This is a genomic window from Actinokineospora bangkokensis, assembly GCF_001940455.1.
Taxonomy (GTDB): Bacteria; Actinomycetota; Actinomycetes; order Mycobacteriales; family Pseudonocardiaceae; genus Actinokineospora; species Actinokineospora bangkokensis.
Window position 1 is genome coordinate 176,687 of sequence record NZ_MKQR01000013.1, and the last position, 20,170, is coordinate 196,856.

General features: G+C 74.6%; 18 protein-coding genes. 9 read left to right on the top strand and 9 right to left on the bottom strand.

The genetic code is table 11. The features are described from left to right. Window positions 1–17 precede the first annotated feature (17 nt). The gene (locus BJP25_RS36435) at window positions 18–731 is read left to right on the top strand and encodes a metalloregulator ArsR/SmtB family transcription factor (protein WP_198943479.1); all 714 of its coding nucleotides are present in this window, start codon (window positions 18–20) and stop codon (window positions 729–731) included. Between the two features lie 107 nt (window positions 732–838). Here BJP25_RS36435 and BJP25_RS13665 read toward each other — a convergent pair whose 3' ends face one another. Continuing rightward, the gene (locus BJP25_RS13665) at window positions 839–1,885 is read right to left on the bottom strand and encodes an aldo/keto reductase (RefSeq protein WP_075975276.1); all 1,047 of its coding nucleotides are present in this window, start codon (window positions 1,883–1,885) and stop codon (window positions 839–841) included. 131 nt (window positions 1,886–2,016) lie between these two features. On the opposite strand from BJP25_RS13665, the gene BJP25_RS13670 reads away from it, so the two are divergent. Then, window positions 2,017–2,610: a TetR/AcrR family transcriptional regulator gene (locus BJP25_RS13670; RefSeq protein WP_198943480.1), complete on the top strand. Its 594-nt coding sequence runs from the start codon at window positions 2,017–2,019 to the stop codon at window positions 2,608–2,610. Between the two features lie 54 nt (window positions 2,611–2,664). On the opposite strand, the gene tpx is transcribed toward BJP25_RS13670, so the two are convergent. After that, on the bottom strand, window positions 2,665–3,165 hold the full coding sequence (tpx, locus tag BJP25_RS13675; RefSeq protein ID WP_075975278.1) for a thiol peroxidase: 501 nt from the start codon (window positions 3,163–3,165) through the stop codon (window positions 2,665–2,667). 532 nt (window positions 3,166–3,697) lie between these two features. Between tpx and BJP25_RS34140 the strand changes: the two genes are divergently transcribed. Next, a complete protein-coding gene (locus BJP25_RS34140; protein ID WP_158075647.1) occupies window positions 3,698–3,856 on the top strand; it encodes a hypothetical protein in 159 nt (52 codons plus the stop codon). 39 nt (window positions 3,857–3,895) lie between these two features. Here BJP25_RS34140 and BJP25_RS13680 read toward each other — a convergent pair whose 3' ends face one another. Both BJP25_RS13680 and BJP25_RS13685 read right to left on the bottom strand, forming a co-directional pair. Beyond that, window positions 3,896–4,777, bottom strand: coding sequence for a transglutaminase-like domain-containing protein (locus BJP25_RS13680; protein WP_075975279.1), 882 nt, complete (start codon window positions 4,775–4,777; stop codon window positions 3,896–3,898). Between the two features lie 24 nt (window positions 4,778–4,801). Further along, on the bottom strand, window positions 4,802–5,131 hold the full coding sequence (locus tag BJP25_RS13685) for a putative quinol monooxygenase (protein ID WP_075975280.1): 330 nt from the start codon (window positions 5,129–5,131) through the stop codon (window positions 4,802–4,804). A 207-nt stretch (window positions 5,132–5,338) separates the two neighbouring features. Here BJP25_RS13685 and BJP25_RS13690 point away from each other — a divergent pair, with 207 nt between their 5' ends. Both BJP25_RS13690 and BJP25_RS13695 read left to right on the top strand, forming a co-directional pair. Next, entirely contained in the window at window positions 5,339–5,920 is a 582-nt protein-coding gene (locus BJP25_RS13690; RefSeq protein ID WP_075975281.1) for a TetR/AcrR family transcriptional regulator, read from the top strand. A 40-nt stretch (window positions 5,921–5,960) separates the two neighbouring features. Next, complete coding sequence (locus tag BJP25_RS13695; RefSeq protein WP_075975282.1) at window positions 5,961–7,154, top strand: FAD-dependent oxidoreductase; 1,194 nt, start codon at window positions 5,961–5,963, stop codon at window positions 7,152–7,154. A gap of 43 nt (window positions 7,155–7,197) precedes the next feature. On the opposite strand, the gene BJP25_RS13700 is transcribed toward BJP25_RS13695, so the two are convergent. The 3 genes from BJP25_RS13700 to BJP25_RS13710 form a co-directional block, all read right to left on the bottom strand. Continuing rightward, the gene (locus BJP25_RS13700) at window positions 7,198–9,417 is read right to left on the bottom strand and encodes an XRE family transcriptional regulator (RefSeq protein WP_075975283.1); all 2,220 of its coding nucleotides are present in this window, start codon (window positions 9,415–9,417) and stop codon (window positions 7,198–7,200) included. Window positions 9,418–9,547: 130 nt separating this feature from the next. After that, the gene (locus tag BJP25_RS13705; protein ID WP_075975284.1) at window positions 9,548–12,133 is read right to left on the bottom strand and encodes a TIR domain-containing protein; all 2,586 of its coding nucleotides are present in this window, start codon (window positions 12,131–12,133) and stop codon (window positions 9,548–9,550) included. 146 nt (window positions 12,134–12,279) lie between these two features. Further along, window positions 12,280–12,810 carry a winged helix-turn-helix transcriptional regulator gene (locus BJP25_RS13710; RefSeq protein ID WP_075975285.1) on the bottom strand — a complete coding sequence of 177 codons (531 nt, stop codon included), beginning with the start codon at window positions 12,808–12,810 and terminating at the stop codon, window positions 12,280–12,282. A gap of 147 nt (window positions 12,811–12,957) precedes the next feature. Here BJP25_RS13710 and BJP25_RS13715 point away from each other — a divergent pair, with 147 nt between their 5' ends. The 3 genes from BJP25_RS13715 to BJP25_RS13725 all read left to right on the top strand — a co-directional run bounded on the left by BJP25_RS13715 (window position 12,958) and on the right by BJP25_RS13725 (window position 16,757). After that, window positions 12,958–14,307, top strand: coding sequence for an MFS transporter (locus tag BJP25_RS13715; protein WP_075975286.1), 1,350 nt, complete (start codon window positions 12,958–12,960; stop codon window positions 14,305–14,307). 103 nt (window positions 14,308–14,410) lie between these two features. Further along, window positions 14,411–15,508 (top strand): ferredoxin reductase, encoded by a 1,098-nt coding sequence (locus BJP25_RS13720; protein WP_075975287.1) that lies wholly within the window; start codon window positions 14,411–14,413, stop codon window positions 15,506–15,508. 64 nt (window positions 15,509–15,572) lie between these two features. Next, a complete protein-coding gene (locus tag BJP25_RS13725) occupies window positions 15,573–16,757 on the top strand; it encodes a fatty acid desaturase family protein (RefSeq protein WP_084793977.1) in 1,185 nt (394 codons plus the stop codon). A 94-nt stretch (window positions 16,758–16,851) separates the two neighbouring features. Here BJP25_RS13725 and shbA read toward each other — a convergent pair whose 3' ends face one another. After that, window positions 16,852–17,460: an RNA polymerase sigma factor ShbA gene (gene shbA / locus BJP25_RS13730; RefSeq protein WP_269844545.1), complete on the bottom strand. Its 609-nt coding sequence runs from the start codon at window positions 17,458–17,460 to the stop codon at window positions 16,852–16,854. Window positions 17,461–17,637: 177 nt separating this feature from the next. Further along, complete coding sequence (locus tag BJP25_RS13735; protein WP_075975288.1) at window positions 17,638–19,116, bottom strand: flavin-containing monooxygenase; 1,479 nt, start codon at window positions 19,114–19,116, stop codon at window positions 17,638–17,640. A gap of 152 nt (window positions 19,117–19,268) precedes the next feature. Here BJP25_RS13735 and BJP25_RS13740 point away from each other — a divergent pair, with 152 nt between their 5' ends. After that, entirely contained in the window at window positions 19,269–20,159 is an 891-nt protein-coding gene (locus BJP25_RS13740) for an alpha/beta hydrolase (protein WP_075975289.1), read from the top strand. Window positions 20,160–20,170 lie beyond the last annotated feature (11 nt).

Here is a 20,170-nt window from a genome sequence, read left to right on the forward strand (position 1 = left end):
GACCTACCGTGGTGGCCGTGCCGGTGCCCCAGCCCGACGAGGTGTTCCTGGCCCTGTCCAACCCGGTCCGCCGCAAGCTCCTGGAAGTCCTCGCTGAGGGCCCCCGGAGCGCGGGCGACCTGGCGGGGCTGTTCGACCTGAGCCGCCCCGCCGTCGCCGAGCACCTGCGCGTGCTCCGCGCGGCGGGCCTGGTGCGCGACGAACCCTCGGGCAGGCACCGCCACTACCACCTGACCGCCGAGCCGCTGTCCGCGGTGGACACCTGGCTCCGCCCCTTCGAGCAGTTCTGGCGCGCGCGCCTGCGCTCGCTGGCCGACGCCGCCGAGGAGATCGCGTTGTCCGGAAGCATCGACCTGGACCAGTTCGTCGCCGCACCCCCGCACGTCGTGTGGACCCTGCTGACCGACCCGGGGCACCACGCCCGCTGGTGGGCCCCCGGCGACATCTCCGCCGAGGTGGGCCACCGCTTCCACCTCGCCATGCCCGGTTTCGGCGAGGTGCCGTGCGTCGTCCTGGAGTCCGAACAGGACAAGCGCTTGTCCTACTCGTTCAACGGGAACTGGACGATCACCTGGACCCTGACCCCGGTGGCGGGCGGCACCACCCTCCACCTGACCCACTCCGGCTTCGACCTCGACGACCACCGCCAGCGCGACGCCCACGACCGAATGTCCCCCGGCTGGCGCGACACCGTCCTCCCCCGCCTCGCGGCCGTCGCCGAATCCCTCTGACAGGTCAGCGGGCCCGGGAGGTCAGCGGAGCGGTCCCGCGATCCACCTCGTCGGACAGCTCGCGTTCACTGTGTCCATAGTGTCCTTTCACTGGTCGGGGTCGGCGGTCAGGCGACCGGGATGACCGGGGCGCGGAAGTCGCCGCCGCCGTGGAGCGTGGCGCTCTCCGCGGTGAAGAAGTCGTGCGGCTGGCCCAGGGGTACCGCACTGGCCTTGTCCAGGGTGGCGAGCTGTTCGGCGGACAGGTGCACGTCGAGGGCGCCGAGGTAGCTCTCCAGGTGGTCCTCGGTGCGCGGGCCGATGATCGGGACGAGCGCGGTGGTCGAGCGCTCGGCCTTGGCCAGCAGCCAGGCGACGGCGACCTGGGCGGGAGCGGCGCCGAGCTCGTCGGCCACGGCCAGCACCACGTCGACCGCGGCGGTCTTGCGCTGGTCGTCCTCGGTGTGGATGACCCGGCCCCAGGCGGAGAGCCTGCCCTCCCCCGAGCTGCGGTACTTGCCGGTGAGCAGGCCGCCGCCGAGCGGGGACCACAGGGCCGCGCCCAGGCCCAGGGCCTCGGCCATGGGCAGCACCTCGCGATCGGCGGTGCGCTCGACGAGGCTGTACTCGAACTGGACGGCGGCCAGGGGCAGCTGCCCGCGCGCCTCCGCCAGCGCGACGCCGCGGGCGGTGCGCCAGGCGGGGAAGTTGGAGAGCCCGGCGTGCAGGACCTTGCCCGCCCTGGCCAGGTCGTCGAGGCCGCGCAGGACCTCCTCCATCGGCGTCAGCCCGTCCGGGGCGTGCACCCACAGCAGGTCGACGCGGTCGGTGCGCAACCTGCGCAGGCTGTTCTCCACCGCGCGCACCATGTGCTGCCTGCTGTTCCCGGCGGTGAGCGGGTGCGACTCGCCCTGCCCCAGGCTGAACTTGGTGGCCAGGGTGAACCGCTCGCGCCTGCCGTCGAGCAGCTCGCCCAGGATCTCCTCGGACTCGCCCACCTGGTAGCCGTCGGCGGTGTCGAGGAAGGTCCCGCCCGCGTCGGCGAAGCGGTCCAGGACCCTGGCCGCCACCTCCGGCGTGCTGCCGTGACCCCACCGGGTGCCGAACGTGCCCGTGCCCAGCGCCAGCGCGGACACCCGCAGCCCGCTGGTCCTGCCGAAGGTCGTGTGCCGCATCGACCTCTCCCCCTCCTGTGGTCGACCCGTGCCGGGTCGCGCGTCCGACCGCTCGAAGTAAAGCGATCGCTGTACATCACAAGCTAGCGAAGGGAACCGGCGAAGTAAAGCGATCGATGTACCATCGGGGCGTGTCCAACGCGGATTCACCCCGTCGTGGCGGTCGCGGAGCGCGAGAGCGCATCCTCGCCGCGGCGGTCGACGTGTTCTACCGGGAAGGCATCCACGTCACCGGCGTGGCGCGGCTCGCCGAGGCGGCGTCGGTGTCGAGCCGCACCTTCTACCAGCACTTCCCCAGCAAGAACGCGCTGGTGGCGGCGTACCTGGAGCGGATCGACCCGCCCGTGGAGCGCAGGCTGGACGAGGCGGGGCTCTCCGCGCGCGAGCGGCTGGTGTCGCTCTTCGACCCGCCGGGGCAGGAGCCGGAAACCGTGCGCGGCTGCCCGTTCCACAACGCGGTGGTGGAGGGCGCGGGCGAGCTGCCGGAGGTGCGCGAGATCGCGCGCAGGCACAAGGACCGGTTCACCCAGCGGCTCGTGGACACCGCGGCGGAGGCGGGAGCGCGCGACCCGGAGGAGCTGGGCCGGCAGCTGGCCGTGCTGTTCGAGGGAGCGCTGGCGCTGTCGACCTCGTGCGACGACGTGGCGAAGATGGCCGCGGCGCGCAGCGCGGCGGAGGTGCTGGTGGCGGCGGCTGTCGAGCAGCGGCCCGCGGGGGTCGGCTGACCCCGGTGGGGACGCCCCCGGCCGACCCGCGCGGGGCCGACCGGGGACCGGGGGTCACTTGACCGCGGCGAGGGCGGCGTCGTAGTCCGGCTCGGTGGTGATCTCGTCCACCAGCTGCGCGTGCACGACCGTGTCCGACTCGTCGAGCACCACCACGGCGCGCGCGGCGAGACCGGCCATCGGGCCGTCCTCGATGGCCACGCCGTAGTCGGTGCGGAAGTCGGTGCCGCGCATCGTCGACAGCGCCGTCACGTTGTCCAGGCCCTCGGCGCCGCAGAAGCGGCCCTGGGCGAACGGCAGGTCGGCCGAGATGCACAGCACGACCGTGTTCTCCAGCGCGGACGCCTCCTCGTTGAACCGGCGCACGGAGGCCGCGCACACCCCGGTGTCGACGCTGGGGAAGATGTTCAGGATCTTCTTCTTGCCCGCGAACGCGCCCAGCTCGACGTCGCCGAGCCCCTGCCCGACCAGCTTGAACGCCGGGGCGGTGGCCCCGACCTCGGGGAACTGCCCGCCCACGGTGACGGGGTTGCCCTTCAAGTTCACCTGCGACACGCCAAACCTCCGGCTGCTGAGATCGTCTGCGGCCGGATCGTATCGGCGCCGCCACCGGCGCCGGATCCCCGGTGGGACGCACGTCTCGCCCCCGGGTGGCGCAGGCGCGCTGCCACACCGGGCGCCGCCGGACCGATACCCCCCGTCACCACGGCCCGCCATCGGAGCGCGGCCGTTCTCTCTGGGGAGCTGGGGCCATGCACTTCCTCGCGCGATGACGCGCGCGTCGGCCACCGCTGTGGTGGTAGCAGCGCTGATGGCACGCGAACGCGGAACCGCTGACCGCGGTGCCGGGCACGGCCGAGATGCTGCTCGGCGGCAACGCCGGCAGCTCGCTGTCGGAAGACGCTGTACGTCCAGCTGACGCTGGGTCTCCGGGAGGCCGAGCCGCTGCAACCGGTGCTCGCCACCTGGCCCGCCCAGCCTTCGGTGCACGACGACGTGCGGTTCGACAACGACTCCCACGACCCCGAGGGCTGGGGCACCAGCGTGGTGTCACTGGACTTCGGGGACGGCGAGCCCGCGCAAAGTCGTGCGGTTCGACCTCACCCACGCGTTCACCGCCGAGGACCTGGCTGAGGGCAGCGTGGTGTTCAAGGCCGTCGCCGAGCCCTCCGGGGTGCGGGACGCGGTGGTGGCGGACAACGCGGTGATCGCGCCCGCGACGGTGATGCGGCCCGCGGCGGGCTGATCGCACCGGTGGGGTCGGGTGCCGCCCGGCCCCACCGGGTCAGCTCACCGCGATGACGCCGACGGTGCGGGTCGCGGTGAGGGTTCCGCCGGGGGCGCCGACGTAGGAGCCGGAGGTGGGGGCGACGTCGGCGTAGTCGCGGCCGGTGGCGACGGTGAGGTAGGCGGCGGTGGCGCGGCGGCCGTTGCAGGGGTCGAAGGGGGTGGCGACGGCGCCGTGCGGGTGCGGGAGGATGACCTCCACCCAGGCGTGCGTGCCGCCCTGGCCGAGCAGGTGGCCGGAGACGTAGCGGGCGGGCAGGCCGACCTGGTGGCAGAGGGCGAGCATCAGGTGCGCGGAGTCCTGGCACACGCCCACCCCGCCCGCCAGCGCCTCCGCGGCGGTGGTGGTGACCGTGGTGGTGCCGTTGGCGTAGCGCAGCGCCGAGTGCACCCAGGCGCACAGCTGCTCGGCCAGGTCGAGGCCGTGGCCGCGGAAGCCCGCGGCCACGTCGCGGATGGCGTCGTCGGCCGCGGTGAGCCGGGTGGTGCGGCGCAGCCTGCGGTCGGTGAGCGCCAGGCTGGGCAGCGTGGTGGGGCCGTCGGCGCGGACCCGCTCCAGCACCGCGCGCAGCCGGAACTCCACGTGGTCGGCCACCGCGGGCGCGAACGCCTTGACGATGGTGTTGCCCGACAGGTCCGAGGTGGTCCAGCGCCGGGAGGCGGCGCCGAGGACGGTCACGTCGTGCTCGCGCAGGTGCTGGTCGCCGTGCCGGGCGGCCGGGACGAACACCAACCGCTGGCGCACCGACCCGACCGGGGTCGGGTAGTCGTAGCGGAAGGACTGCTCGAGCCGGTAGCCGACGCGGTCGGCGCCGTCGAGGTCGAGGGCGGTGTGGTCCAGCAGCGGAGCTGTCGACGTGTCGCCGTTGAGCACGTTCATGGTGCTGATGGTGCCCCCGCGGTGTTACCCCGGGATGACGGGGAGGAGGTCCAATTCGGTCCACCCCTCCCCCTCGACGGTGGTCTTGAGCACTCGGGGGGTCTCCAGCAGCGCCCGGGGCCACTCCCGCTGGATCGCGGGCACCAACCGGCGGACCGCGCCGCCAGCCGGGCAACCCCCATCCCGGTGACCTTCCATCAGGAAGAACACGCCGGGGTTGTCGACGCAGCGCGACCACCAGAACCAGGCGTTGGCCTCCTCGGCGCGCGCGGCCTGGGTGAACTCGTCCACCACCGACAGCCAGCGCTCGACCCACTCCGGCCGCACGTGGAAGCGGATGACCTGCGTCAACACGCCGGGTGCCACCCCTGGGGGGTGCACACCGGCGCCCAGCTGACCTTCGTGCCGTCCACGGGTCCTCCTCGGGTCAACAGTCGGTGACTTGCACCGTAGAACTCGTTCGGGGGACAAGTCAACGCCTGGTGACTACACTGCGCTGCATGACGGTGGACTCGCCCGGCGCACCAGGCGGGAGGATGGCGGGATGAACGGACCCCAGCGGTGAGCGCGTCCCGGCGCCGGGACGCCCCCGCCACCCGCGCGGCGATCCTCGACGCCGCCCGCGTCCTGTTCAGCACCGAGGGCCTGGACCGGGTGACCCTGCGCGACATCGCCGCCGAGGCGGGTGTGGACCCGGCCATGGTGATCCGCTACTTCGGCTCCAAGGACGGGCTGTTCGACGAGGCCGCGCGGTTCGACCTGCGGCTGCCGGACCTGTCCGGTGTCACCCCCGACGAGCTGGGCCCGGCGCTGCTGCCGCACCTGTTCGAGGTGTGGGAGAACAACGCGGGGTTCCTCGCGCTGCTGCGGGCGGCCACGACGAACCGGTCGGCGGCGGACAAGATGCTGGACCTGTTCGTCGAGCAGGTCGCGCCCGCCCTGGCCAGGGCCGCGGTGGACAGGCCGGGTGAGCGCGCCGCGCTGCTGGGCTCGCAGGTGCTGGGCATGGTGCTGTCGCGCTACGTGCTGCGCGTGCCCCCGCTCGTGCGGATGGACCGCGACGAGCTCGGGGCGTGGCTGACCCCGGTGATCCGCTACTACCTCACCTCCCCCGCCCCGGGGGCACCGGACGACCCCGCCTGACGACCCGGCGGGGGTCGCCCGGCTGGGCGAGGATGGGCCCATGGACACACGGCCGGTGGTGGTCGTCGGGGGAGGTCCCGGCGGGATGGTGCTCGGCTACCTGCTCGCCAGGGCGGGGGTGCGGACGACGGTGCTGGAGTCGCACGGCGACTTCGCCCGCCGCTTCCGCGGCGACTCGCTGCACCCGTACACCCTGGAGCTGTTCGACCAGCTCGGGTTGGCCGAGGAGCTGCTGCGGGTGGCCCACCACCCGGCGCGGTACTTCCGCTTCCACACCCCGCACGGGCCGGTGACGGTCGCGGACTACGCCAAGGTGCGCAGCCGGTTCCCCTACGTCGCGCTGATGCCGCAGGCGAGGTTCCTGGACTTCCTGGCCGCGCGGGCCGCCGAGCTGCCCGGGTTCGAGCTGCGGATGAACACCCGGGTGACCGGCCTGCTGCGCGACGACGACGGCGTCGTCACCGGGGTGCGCCACCGGGACGGGGAGGTGCGGGCTCGGTTGGTGGTGGCCGCCGACGGTCGGTTCTCCAAGGTGCGGGCGCTGGCCGAGCTGCCCGCCACCAGCCTCGGCGCGGCGACGGACCTGCTGTGGTTCACCCTGCCCCGTCGCGCGGGCGACCCGCCGGACGCCGACGTCGACCTGTACTTCGCCCGGGACAACTACCTCGGGCTGCTCGGCGGGACCGACACCTGGCAGGTGGGGTACAGCCTGCCCAAGGGCGGGTACGCCGCGGCCCGCGAGGCGGGGGTGGAGCCGATCCGGGCCGCGGTGCGGGAGCTGGTCCCGTGGCTGGCCGACCGGGTGGACCAGCTCGCGGAGTTCTCCGACACGACCCTGCTGTCGGTGGACATCAGCCGGGTGCACCGCTGGCACCGCCCCGGGCTGCTGCTCATCGGCGACGCCGCGCACGTCATCTCCCCGGTGGGCGGCAACGGCATCCTCATGGCCGTGCAGGACGCCGTCGCCGCGGCCAACCACCTCGTGCCGCTGGGCGCGGGCCCGGTGCCGGAGGAGGTGCTGGCCGCGGTCCAGGCCGAGCGGGAGCCGGCGATCCGCGCCGTGCAGGCCCAGCAGCTGCGCATCGAGCGGCAGGCGGCCAAGGCCCGCGAGCGCGGCCGCTCCATCGCCCCGCCGCGCGTCCTGCGGCTCATCACCGCCATCCCCGGTGTGCGGGGCCGGGCCGCCCGCCGCAACGCCTACGGCCCCAACCCGCCCGCCCTGATCACGCCCTGACCCTGCGTTGTTCCGACCCTGCGCTGATCAGGTCCGGGACTGGTCAGACCCGGTCGAGCAGCGCCAGCCGCTCCCCCTCCTCGAACACGACCACCGGGTGCAGGTCGATGCCGGTCTCGGCGGCCTCGGCCCAGCGCGCCCGCGCGGTGCTGGGCTCCCCCCGGCGCGCGGCCGCGTTGCCCTGCCCGGTGAGCGCGCGGGCGTGCTCGTACTCCACGTCGTCGCCGCCCAGGTCCGCCCACTCGGCGGCCTCGGCGTACAGCTCGGCGGCCCGCTCGTGCTCGCCCGCCCGGTAGTGCACCCACGCCAGGCAGTTCGACCCCATCACCACCCCGCTGGAGTCGGGGCCGGAGTCGGAGATCGTCCTGGCCAGCTCCAGCGCCTCGGTGGCGGGGGCGAACGCCTCGGCGGACCGCCCGCACCGGGTCAGCGCCAGGGCCAGCCCGCGCAGGGTGATCATCGCGTTGCGGCCGCGGCCCGCGGCGCGGTAGGCGGCCAGCACGTCCAGCAGCTCGGGCACGGCGGCCTCGGCCTGCCCGCAGTAGACGCGCGCCCAGGCGCCGCTGGAGAGCGCGTCGAGGGCGCCGTGCTCGTCCCCGGCGGCGGTGGCGGCCGCGTAGGCCTCCCGGTGCATCGCCAGGGCCAGGTCCACCGACCCGACGTGCAGGTGGGCCATGCCCAGGGAGTTGAGCATCATGCCGGTGGCCCGGTCGTCGCGCGCGGCGCGGGCGGCGGTGAGCCCGTGCTCGTGGGTGAGCAGCCACGGGTCGGTGCGCTTGTCGTGGAAGTAGAACGCGCGCAGCAGGTAGGCCAGCTGCCAGCAGGCGACCAGCGCCCCGTGCCGCAGGGCCAGCTCCACCACCCGCTCCAGGGTCGGCGCCTGCGCGCGGAACCACTCCAGCGCCGCCGCGCGGTCGGCCAGCGGGTGCTCGCGCTGGACGGCGACGGGCCGGTAGCGGTGGGGGTCGAGCAGGGCCGCCGCGGCCGCGACCCGGTCGAGGGTGAAGGCGATGAGCCGGTCCAGCGCGGCGCGCCGGGTGTCGGCGGCCACCAGCGGCAGCGCGTGCCGGACGGCGAAGAGCCGCACCAGGTCGTGCGTGGCGTGCCCGGCGGGGTCGCGGCGCAGCAGGTTCGCCGCGCGCAGCCGGGCGAGCAGCCGGTCGGACTCGCCGGGGTCCAGGCCCGCCATCGCCTCGGCGGCGTCGGGCTCGACCGGGCCGCCGGGGTGGCAGGCGAGCAGGCCGAAGAACCAGCGCTGGTCCTCGGGCAGGGTGTCGAGGGTGATGGCGAAGGCGGCGGCGACGGCGCGCTCGCCGTCGTCGAGGTGGGCCAGCCGGGTGCGCTCGTCGGCCAGCCGGGCGCGGAACCGGTCGACCGCCCAGGACGGGCCGCGCAGCTGCGCCGCGGCGATCCGGATGGCCAGCGGCAGCCGGTCGCACAGCTCGACCACCTCGCGGGCGGTGCCGGGGTCGGGCAGGCGGTCGTCGGGCAGCTGCGCGCCGAGCAGGTGCACGGCCTCCTGCTCGTCGAGCACGTCGACGTGCACGTGGTGGGCGCCGTCGAGGGCCGCCAGCTCGGAGCGGCTGGTGACCAGCACCCGGCACAGCTGCCCCGGGGGCACCAGCGGGCGCACCTGCTCCGCCGAGGCCGCGTTGTCCAGCACGAGCAGGACGCCCCTGGTGCGCATGAGGTCGCGGTAGGTGTTGAGCCGCCCGTCGAGGTCCGGGGGCAGGGTCTCGGTGATGCCGAAGCGGGGCAGCAGGGAGCCCAGGACGTCGAAGGCGGTCTGCGGCCGCGCGCCTGGGGTGTGGCCGCCGAGGTCGAAGAAGAAGGCGCCGTCGGGGAAGTCGCCGTGGCAGGCCTCGGCCGCGGCGGCCAGCGCCAGCGCGGTCTTGCCGGACCCGGCCAGGCCGTGCAGGGCGCACACCCTGGCGGTGGCGCCGGTGTCGGTGTGCAGCACGGCGGCGACCTCGGCCAGCAGGGCGGCGCGGCCGGTGAAGTCGGCGGGCGGGTCGGGCAGCCCGTGCGGGCGGTGCTCGCCCCGGCGCGGGCGCACCGCCGCCTTCGGCACGAGCGCGAGCAGCGCGCCCCCGGCGCCCAGCACCTCGTCGAGCCTGGTCGCCGTCTCCGGCGAGGGCTTGGACCGGCCGTTCTCGGTCTTGCTGATCTGCGACTTGCTGAGGAACACCTTCTTGGCCAACGCGTCCTGGGAAAGCCCCTGTGCGTTGCGCAGCCGCAACACCTCGCTGCCGAACTCGTTCATGTCACTCCCCTGGCGCTCCTGCCGTGGCCCACCCATCCGAGCAGAGGGCGGTGGCGGCGGGCAACGGTCGCGGTGGTGCGTGGCGGTTCCTGTCGGTTTCCCGGTCGGGAAACCCGTGGCGGGCCCGCGCTCATCCGCGCCTGCGGCGCAGGGCGTCGTCCACGGCGTGCACCAAGCGGGTGACGCGGGGGACGCGGACGCGGGTGGTGCGGGCCAGCGCCGCCCAGGGTTCGCCGGGGCCGCGCAGGTCGAGCAGGACCTTGCGGGACTCGGTGAGCAGGGGTCGGGCGCGATCGCCGTCGCCGGTGCGCAGCAGGCAGAGGCCGAGGTGGAAGCGGGTGAGCTGGGCGTCGGGGTGGTTGCGGCCGACCGCCCGGGACTGGCGGGGGAGCAGGTCGGCCAGCAGGGCGGTGGCGGTGTCCCAGTGCTCGGTGGCGACCCAGGTCAGCGCCTGCCAGAGGTGGGCGCGCAGGCTCAGCGGGTGCTCGGCGCCGAGGGCGGTGGCGGCGCGGTCGGCGGTGGGGTCCAGGACGCGGCGGGCGCCGAGCGGGTCGGCGTTGAGGTGCAGCGCGCGGGCGTGCAGCAGGCGCAGTTCGAGGGTGAGCGGGTGCTCGTCGCCGTACCAGGCGGAGGTCTCCTGGAGCGCGGCGCGGACGTGGCCGGTGGCCTGCTGCCACTGGTCTTGGCGCACCCGCGACCCTGCCCAGGCCAGGGCCAGTTCGGCTTCCGCCCGGACGAGCGCGGCCTGCCTGGCCAGCCGGTGCCGGGGCGTGCCCGCGGCGGTGAAGGCGTCGAGCGCGGACCGGGCGGTGTCGCGGGCGGCGAGGACGCTGCCGCAGAGCAGTTGCAGCGCGGCGCGTTCGACGGTGACCCGCGGCCACGCGCCGCGCGGGTGCGGGGGTTTGCGGGCGATCGGGAGCAGGTGCGCGTTCAGGGTGCACAGGGCGTGGCGGTGCTCCCCGCGCAGCCGCAGCGCGGTGACCCGGGCGATCAGGACGTCGACGCGCTCGTCGGCCGGGAGCCAGATCGGGCAGGCGCCCTCGCGGTCGACGACGGGGTGGTCGTGGAACAGCTCATCGGCCCTGGCGCGGTCACCGAGCCGGTCGTGGCTGGTGGCGGCGAGCAGGCGGGCGCGGAACTCGGTGCGGACGTCGCGCTCGGCGCGCGCGCGGGCGATGAGCGGTTCCGCGAGCAGCAGCGCCTCGGTGGTGCGCTCGGCGGCGACCGCGGCGCGGGCCGCCGCCAGCAGGTCGGGGGACGGGGTCTGCGCGCCGCGCACCGCGAGCACGGCGGCTCGCGCGTCGTGGGCGGCGCAGAGGTCCCCCTGCCGCTCCCGCAGCCCGGCGATGGCGCGCAGCAGCGCCAGGCGCGGTGCCGCGGGCGCGGCGGCGTGCTCTGCGACGTGGCGGGCGTGCCGCAGCACGGACTCGTCCGGTGTGGCCAGGGCCGAACCGACCACGACGACGGCCCGCCGCCGCACGGCCGCGTCGGGTGTGACGGCGTCGGCGACGAGGGTCGGCAGCCGCCAAGTCTGCCGTCCGCCTCTGGTGCGTTCCGCGCGGTGCAACAGGTTTCTGTCCTCCAGTTCGGACAGTCCTTTGGCGACGAGCAGCGCGGTGGCGGCGCCGAACTCGGGCGCGACCCCCGCCGCCAGCAGCTCGCCGCTGATCGGGGCGGGGGCGAGCGCGGCGGCGAAGGTGAGCACGGCTGTGGCGTGCTCGCTGCACGAGCGGATCGAAGTCGACGGGTCGGCGGAACCGGGGCCTTCCAGTCGCAGGCCGCCCGCGGCGGAATCCCTGGTCGTGACGATCGAGGCGGCCAAGGGCGACGGGATGAGCACCGCGTCGAGGTCCGCCACGCCCGCAGGCACGTTGTCGAGGACCCACAGCGCACGCACCCCGTCGCTGGCGAGCCGGTCCCCGTACGCGCCGATGGCTTGGGCGGGAGGGAGTTCTGCCAGTTCGAGGCCAAACCGGTCGAACGCGGCGCGCCGGACGGCCGTGGCGACCCGGGTGACCGCGTCCTCCACTGCGTCATCAACCGCGGCACCCGCCAGGTCGACGACCTCGACCCCGCCCGGGTAGGCCTCCCGGAACAGGAACGCGTACTGCCTCGCCAGCGCGGTCTTCCCCGCTCCGGCAGGTCCGACCACCCGGACCGCGGCGTGGTTCCCCCGATCGCGCAACGCGTCGTGCAACTCCCACACCTGCCGGAACTCCCCGGTGAACCGCGCGGGTTGGGTGAGCAGCGGGTGCACGTCCACCTCGCCCGGGGCGCCCAGCGGGATGCCGCCGGTGCGGCGCAGCTTCTCCACCACCACGTCCGCGATCCGCCCGGCGTCCGCGCTCGTCGCCAAGGAGGCCGACCGCACGTCGGCCACCCCCGCCGGGACCACGTGCTCGTCGTCGGGTTCCGGGTTGACCAGCAGCACGCGGTCGCGCACCTCACCGAGGCGCGCGGCGGCCAGGACGGCCCTGGTCAGCTCCCACTGGCGGGCGTGTCCGCCCGGGTAGTGGCGGGAGTACACCGCGACCAGCAGCGCGCACCCGTCCAGCGCGCGCAGGGTCCGCTCGGTGACCAGCGCCCGCGCATCCGCGTCGTCCTCGTGGAACGCGGTGACGCCGCGGTGGTCCAGCGCCCGCACCAGGTGCTCCACCCCGTCCGCGTCGGACCGGGTGGAGCTGAGGAAGACCTGCGGTGCGGGCGTCGGGGGCATCGCACTCCTGCCGGGCTCGGGGGCGGTGAAGCCGTGCCCGTCAACGATGCCGCACCGGGTGCGCGCGTGGGCCGTTGCCGACCTGACAGTGTGGGGACAGTTGTGGTGGTTCGTGGATGCCTTGTCAGTGACCGGGTCCGGCGTCGTCAGTGACCGGGTCCGGCGTCGCGGACCGGTCGCAGCAGCGGGCGCGGTTCGCGCAACCGGGCGCTGACGTGGTCCGCGCGCGGGGTGTGGCCCGGCCCGGCCAGGTGTTCCACTTCGGACGGCGGCGGTGTGGTGCCGCACTCGGGGCAGCCGCCGCGGGCGTCCAGGGGCGTGTGGCACGGCAGGTGGCGGAAGACGCGGCGGCGCCCGGCCCCCGCGGGGTGGTGGCGCTCGCCCCACTCCAGCAGGCCGTGCAGCACCGGCCACAGGTCCAGCGCCTTGGCCGTGGGGTGGTACTCCTCGCGGCCCGCCGCGTAGGGGCGGCGGTCGAGCAGGTCGGCGGCGACCATGGCGGCGAGGCGGTCGGCGAGCACGGCGCGCGGGATGTCCAAGTGCGCGCGCAGGTCGCTGAAGCGGGTGATGCCGAACAGGACGTCGCGCAGGATCAGCAGCGTCCAGCGCTCCCCCACGTCCTCCAGCGCGCGGGCCAGGGAGCAGGGCTGGTCCCGGTAGTCCTTGCCCAGCGGCACGGGGCGCTCCTGGTCAGGTCGGTCGGTCGGGTGGTCGGGTAGTCGGTCGGGTGGTCGGTCGGGTCGCGCTCACCACAGTCGGTCTGGTCATCGAACCATACCCTGCTACGGTCCGACCGCCGGACCCGATCGCGCCAGGGAGCCCCGATGACCGACCTGTCCACCGCGCCCACGCGGACCGAGCAGGGCCGCACCCTGGGCGTGGTGGCGCTCGGGACGTTCCTGGCCCTGCTGCTGTTCACCACCCCCATGCCGCAGCTCGGCGCGCTCGCGGTGGCGCTGGGCGCGGGCCCCGCCGCGCAGACGTGGGTGCTGAGCTCGATGAGCGTCGGGCTGGCCGCGGGCATGCTGGTGACGGGGGTGCTCGGCGACGACCACGGCAGGCGCCGGGTGTTCGCCGCGGGCGCGGTCGTGGTCGCGCTGACCTCGCTGCTCAGCGTCGCCACCACCTCCTCACTGGTGTTCGTGCTCGCCAGGGTGGGCCACGGGCTCGGCTCGGCGGCGCTCATCTCCTGCGGGCTGGGCATGATCGGCCACACCTTCCCGGCGGGGCCCGCGCGGGTGCGGGCGACCGGCGTGTGGGGCGCGAGCGTCGGGGCGGGCATCGCCCTGGGCCCGATCGCCGCGGCGCTGCTGGCCGACTGGCGCCTGCCCTACCTCGTCACGGCCGCGCTGGGCGCGCTCACCGCGCTCGCGACCCGGGCGGTCCCCGAGTCGACCTCCGGGGACAAGCGGCGGGTGGACCTGCCGGGGGCGGTGCTGCTGGGCAGCGGGTTGAGCGTGCTCCTGGTGGGCCTGGTGACCGGGCGCTCCGGGTGGACCCGGCCGACGGCCGTGGTGGCGCTGGCGCTGGGGGTGGCGCTGCTGGTCGCGTTCGCCGCGGTCGAGCGGCGCAGCCCGGCGCCGCTGCTGGACCTGGGCCTGTTCCGGCGGCCGGACTTCGTCGCGGTGACCGTGGCGGCGCTGGCCACCGGCCTCGGGGTGATCGCCACCATGTCCTTCTCCCCCACCCTGCTCATCCGCGGCCTGGGCGAGGGCCCGGTCGCGGCGTCGCTGGGGGTGCTGCTGTGGTCGGGCACCAGCGTGCCGGTGGCGCTGCTGGCGCGCAGGCTGCGCTGGAGCGGGGACGTGCAGCTCGCGGTGGGGCTGGGCGTGGTGGCGGTGGGGTTGTTGCTGCTGCTCGACCCGAGCGGGGTGTGGGCGCTGCTGCCCGGGTTCTTCGTGTGCGGGCTGGGCAGCGGGGTGCTCAACGCCGCGCTGGGCCGCCAGGCCGTCGCCAGCGTGCCCGCCGGGCGCGGGGGCATGGGCAGCGGCGCCAACAACACCGCCCGCTACGTCGGCTCGGCGATCGGCGTCACCGTCTTCGCCGTGATCGCCGCCCGCCCGACACCGCAGGGCGTGGTGTCCGGGTGGGAGGCGGCCAACGTCGTCACGGCCGCGTTCTCGGTGCTCGGCGCCGTCGGTGTCCTGCTGTGCCTGCGCAGGTCGCGGGCCTGAAACCCGCCGGGGTACCCGAACCTCGTTCACCTCCACACCGTTGCGCTGCGAGGTCCCCCGATGCGGTGCATGCTCGTGGGCACGCCGTTGACGGGGAGGTCGGATGGTCGAGCGTGGTGCGCCGCCCGCGCTGTCCGGGGTGCGCCGCTGGGTGCGCCGGGTCGGGCGCGTCATGACCTCGCCGCTGCTGCCCGACGACTACTTCGCGCTGGTGCGCCCGCGCTGGGCCGCCCGCGAGGCCACCGGGACGGTGGTGCGGGTCAAGCCGCAGCGCGGGGACGCCGCGACCGTGGTCATCCAGCCCGACTTCCCGTGGGCCGGGCACACCCCGGGGCAGTACCTGCGGATCGGCCTGGAGGTCGACGGCATCCGGCACTGGCGGGCCTACACGATCACCTCCGACCCCGACCACCCCGGCGGGGTCGTCTCGATCACCGTCAAGCGCACCGAGGGCGGCCGGATGTCGCCGGTGTTCACCTCCCGGGTGCAGCCGGGCGCCCAGGTGTTCCTCGGTGAGGTCGAGGGCGAGTTCACCCTGCCCTCCCCCGCCCCGGACAAGGCGCTGTTCCTGTCCGCGGGCAGTGGGATCACCCCGGTGATGGCGATGCTGCGCGAGCTGGAGCGGCGCGCGGCGCTGCACGACGTCGTGCACGTGCACAGCGCGCGCACCGCCGACGACATGATCTTCGGGACGATGCTGCGGGGCATGGCCGAGCGCAACCCCGGGTACTCCCTGGTCGAGGTGCACACCGCGGAGCAGCCCCGCTTCCACCCCGACGACCTCGACCGGCACTGCCCGGACTGGCGCGGGCGCCCGACGTTCCTGTCCGGGCCGCGGGAGATGATCGACGCGGTGTCCGAGCGGTTCGACGCCGAGGGCGTGACCGCGAACCTGCACGTCGAGCGGTTCCAGCCGGTGATCGGCGTGGGCGGCGGCGACGGGCAGGGCGGGCACGTGCGCTTCCGCGTCACCGAGGGCGAGGCCGACTGCGACAGCGGCGTGTCGATCCTGGTGGGCGGCGAGCGCGCCGGGCTGACCCTGCCGCACGGCTGCCGGATGGGCATCTGCCACTCGTGCGTGGGCAGGCTGCGCGACGGCGCCGTGCGCGACCTGCGCACCGGGGCCGTGGAGACCGCGAGCGGCCAGATGGTGCGCACCTGCGTCAACGCCCCCGAGGGCGACATCGAGATCGACCTCTAGCGAGATCGACCTTGAGCGAGCGAGCAAGACCTGGAGCGCGATACCTGTGAGGGAAGGAGACCCGGTGGCCAAGCGCACCGCGGAGCCCTACGACCCGGACAACCCGCTGCACCGGCTGACCGAGGAGCAGCTGGCCGGGATCGCGCGCGAGTTCGACGCGCTGCACGACGAGGTGTTCGCCGACCTCGGCGAGGTCGACGCCCGCTACATCCGCAACCTCATCACCCTGCACCGCAGGCTGGCGCTGGCGTCGCGGGCGGTGCTGCTGTTCTCCCGGTACAAGCCCGCCTGGCTGCTGGGCACCGCGGGCCTGGGCATCGCCAAGGTCCTGGAGAACATGGAGATCGGCCACAACGTCATGCACGGGCAGTGGGACTGGATGAACGACCCGAACATCCACTCCTCCACCTGGGACTGGGACACCGCCTCCCCCGCCGCGGCGTGGAAGCACTCGCACAACTACGTCCACCACACGTTCACCAACGTGATCGGCAAGGACAAGGACGTCGGCTACGAGATCATGCGGATCGACGCCCGCCAGGACTGGAACCCCGCCTACCTGGCCCAGCCGTTCTACAACGTGCTGCTCATGGCGTTCTTCGAGTGGGGCGTGGCGCTGCACGACCTGGACTTCGAGGCGATCAAGAAGGGCCGCAAGTCCAAGAAGCAGGTCTGGGACGAGGTCAAGGCGATCGGGCAGAAGGCCCGCCGCCAGGTCGTCAAGGACTACCTGGTCTACCCGGCGCTGTCGGGCCGCGCGGGCTTCACGTCCACGCTGCTGGCCAACTTCACCGCCAACATCATCCGCAACGTGTGGGCGCACGCGATCATCTTCTGCGGCCACTTCCCGGACCAGACCTTCATGTTCACCGAGGACGAGGTGGCCGACGAGAGCCGCGGCGCGTGGTACGTGCGCCAGCTCATCGGGGCGGCGAACATCGACGGCAGCCCGCTGTTCCACGTCATGGCGGGCAACCTGTCCTTCCAGGTCGAGCACCACCTGTTCCCGGACATGCCCAGCTCCCGCTACCAGCAGATCGCCCCCAGGGTCCGCGAGATCTGCGAGCGGTACGAACTGCCGTACAACACCGGGCCGCTGCGCAAGCAGTGGGGCACGGTGCAGCGCACGATCCTGCGCCTGGCCTTCCCCGGCGGCGGCCCCCGCCGCAAGCCCGGCCCGCACGTCGAACCGCCCGAGGTCAAGGCCGAGCGCGAGCGCGCCCGCGAGGCCGTGCCCGCCTTCCCCTGACCCGACCCCGCGACCGCCCGCTCCCCGGACCACGGGGGCGGGCGGTTCCGCGTCCGGGTGGGGAACGCGTGGTCACCGCACGCGATCCGCCGGGTCAGGCGTGGTCGGCGCGGGCGGCGAGCAAGCGGCGGCGCAGGGCGGTGAGGGCGCGGTGCTGGGCGACGCGCACGGCGCCGGGCGTGGAGCCGACCGCGGCGGCGGTCTCCCCCGCGCTCATCCCCGCCATGACCCGCAGCCGCAGGATCTCGCGCTGCGCGGCGGGCAGGGTGGCGATGAGCGAGCCCGCGAGGGCGCGCAGCTCGGCGTCGAGCGCGCTCTGCTCCGGGCCCGCCTCGGTGTCGGCGGTCTCCAGCGGGTCGGCGACCAGGTCGGCACGGTCGCGGCCGCGGGCGCGGAAGGCGTCGGCGACCTTGTGGCCCGCGATGCCGTAGACGAAGGCCAGGAACGGCTTGCCGTCCCACCGGTAGGTCGGGACGGCCTTCACCAGCGCCAGGCACGCCTCCTGGGCGACGTCCTCGTAGGCGGTGCCCAGCGAGGACATCCGGTAGCGCACGTAGCGGATGAGGTGCGGGCGCACCAGGGCGAGGATGTCGGCCATCGCCGCGCGGTCGCCCGCGCGCAGCCGCTCCAGGTGCCCCAGCACCGCCGCGTCGAGGCGGCCGTCGTCGTCGAACTCCCGCCGCGCTGTCGCCGGTGCTGCCACGTGCCGCTCCCCCCGGCCGGTGCCCGGACGCCGTACCGGGCCGCTCAAGGAGGGATCTTGCACCGCCGAATGGCCCACGTCACCGGCCGCCGCGATTTCGTCCAGGAAGTGTCATATCGACCCTTGCCCGACAACGCGCGACGGTGGTGAATCCCTACCAGGAAGCCTTTTCCGACTTCACGCGTAGGTGTAGGACTCCAGCGGGAAGTGGGTCGACTCGCGCTTGCCGTCGTGGGTCGAGGTCGGGCGCAGCAGCGCCGCCTCCCCGTGCTGGTTGAAGTAGTAGCTGCGGGCCGGGGCGCAGTTGCCGAGGGTGAAGACCGAGTCCTTGAGGCGTTCGGTCATCCGGTCCAGGAATTCGGCGTTCGCCTCGTCGGTGACCTCGAAGGTGGTGGCGCCGCGGCGGCGCAGTTCGGTGAACAGCCTGCCCATGTGCCGCATCTGCGACTCGATGGTGCTGAAGTAGGACAGGCCGTTGTAGGAATAGGGGCTGTTGAGGCTCAGCAGGTTCGGGAAGTGCGGCACGGTGATGCCGCAGTAGGCCTGGAAGCGGGTTTCGCGCCACCACGCGCCCAGGTCGCGCCCGTCCCGGCCGGTGATGCGGAACGCGGGGAAGTTGGTGTCCCACAGGTCGAACCCGGTCGCCAGCACCAGGGTGTCGACCTCGGTCTTGCGGCCGTCGGCGGTCACCAGGCCGTCGGGCTCGACCCGGGCGATCGGGGAGGTCTCCAGGTGCACGGTGGGCCGGTTGAACGCCGGGAAGTAGTCGTTGGAGAAGGTGGGGCGCTTGCAGCCGAAGGAGTAGGCGGGGGTCAGCGCCCGGCGGGTCGCCCGGTCGCGGACCTGGCGGCGCAGGTGGGCGCGGGCCAGCAGTTCCGCGCCGCGGTTGGCCAGCCGGGCCCGCCGGTAGTGCAGCACGCCGATGACCATGATCAGCTCCAGCACCGCGGTGTTGACCGCGCGGGCGGCGCGCTGGGTCGCGGGCACCGCGGCGAACAGCCGCTGCACGAACCCGGGGATGCGCCCGTCGAGCTTGGGCGTGACCCAGATCGGGGTGCGCTGGTAGACGGTGAGGTCGGCGGCGGCGCGGGCCAGCCGCGGCACGAGCTGCACGGCGGTGGCGCCGGTGCCGATGACCGCGACCCGGCGGCCGGTGGCGTCGTAGGAGTCGTCCCAGTCGGCGGTGTGCACCACGGTGCCCGCGAAGTCGTCGATGCCCGGGATGTCGGGCTTCTTGGGCTGGGACAGGAACCCGGTGGCGGTGAGCAGGTAGCGGGCGTGCACGGCCTCCCCGCCCGAGAAGCGCACGAGCCAGTGGCCCAGTCCGGCGTCCCACTCCGCGCTCTCGACCGCGGTGCCGAAGCGCATGTGCCTGCGCAGGTCGTGGGTGTCGGCGACGTGCTCGGCGTAGGCCTTGAGCTCCGGGCCCCTGGCGAACACCCGCTGCCAGCGCGGGTTGGGCGCGAAGGAGTAGGAGTAGGTGACCGAGGCGATGTCCACGGCCAGCCCCGGGTAGTGGTTGACGTGCCAGGTGCCGCCGAGGTCGTCCTCGCGCTCGACGATGAGGATGTCGTCGACACCCTGCCGCTTGAGCTCGATCGCGGCACCCATGCCGCCGAACCCCGCCCCCACCACGACCGCGTCGTAGGCCCGCATGCGCTGTCCCTCCGGTTCCCGAGGACGGCCCCCGCACGGGCTGCCACTGCCTGCTACTCGACGGTAGGCTACTGGCGGGTTTACCAACGGGCAATGGCACGATCACCCGGGCGCCACACGGCCAGGGACGACAGCACGGGAACGGGGACCGGGTGCAGCGCACCGACGTCAGCTTCCGCTCCGGCGACGCCGAGTGCGCCGCCTGGCTCTACCGGCCCGACCCGCTGCCCGCACCCGGCCCCGTCGTGGTCCTGGGCCACGGCCTCGGCGCCACCCGCGAGGGCGGCCTCGACGCCTACGCCCGCCGCTTCGCCGAGGCGGGCCTGACCGCGGTCGTGTTCGACTACCGGCACTTCGGCGCCAGCGGCGGGCACCCCCGCCAACTGCTCGACATCGGCAGGCAGGTCGACGACTGGCACGCCGCGATCGCCTTCGCCCGCACCGTCGACGGCACCGACCCGCACCGCGTCGCCCTGTGGGGCACCTCCTTCGGCGGCGGCCACGTCATCGAGGTCGCCGCCCGCGACCGCCGGGTGGCCGCGGTGGTGGCGCAGTGCCCGTTCACCGACGGCCCCGCCTCGGTGCGCGCCCTGGGCCTGCGCAGCCTGCTCAAGCTCACCCCGGCGGTCCTGCGCGACCAGCTCGCGGCCCTGCGCGGCGCCGACCCGGTGCGCGTCCCGCTGGTGGGCCCGCCCGGCTCGGCCGCGCTGATGACCGCCCCCGACGCCGAACCCGGCTACCGGGCGCTGTTCCCGCCCGGGGTGGACTTCGACGACCGCGTCGCGGGCCGCATCGGGCTGCGCATCGGCCTGCACCGGCCCGGCAAGCACGCCGCGCGGGTGCGCTGCCCGATCCTGTTCGCCGTCTGCGACGAGGACTCCGTCGCCCCCGCAGGCCCCACCCTGCGCCACGCCGCGGCGGCCCCGCGCGGCACCGTGCTGCGCTACCCCGTGGGCCACTTCGACGTCTACCGCGGCGAGGCGTTCGAGGCGGTGGTGGCCGACCAGGTCGCGTTCCTGCTGGAGCACCTGGACGCGGGCTGAGCCGCGGCGGC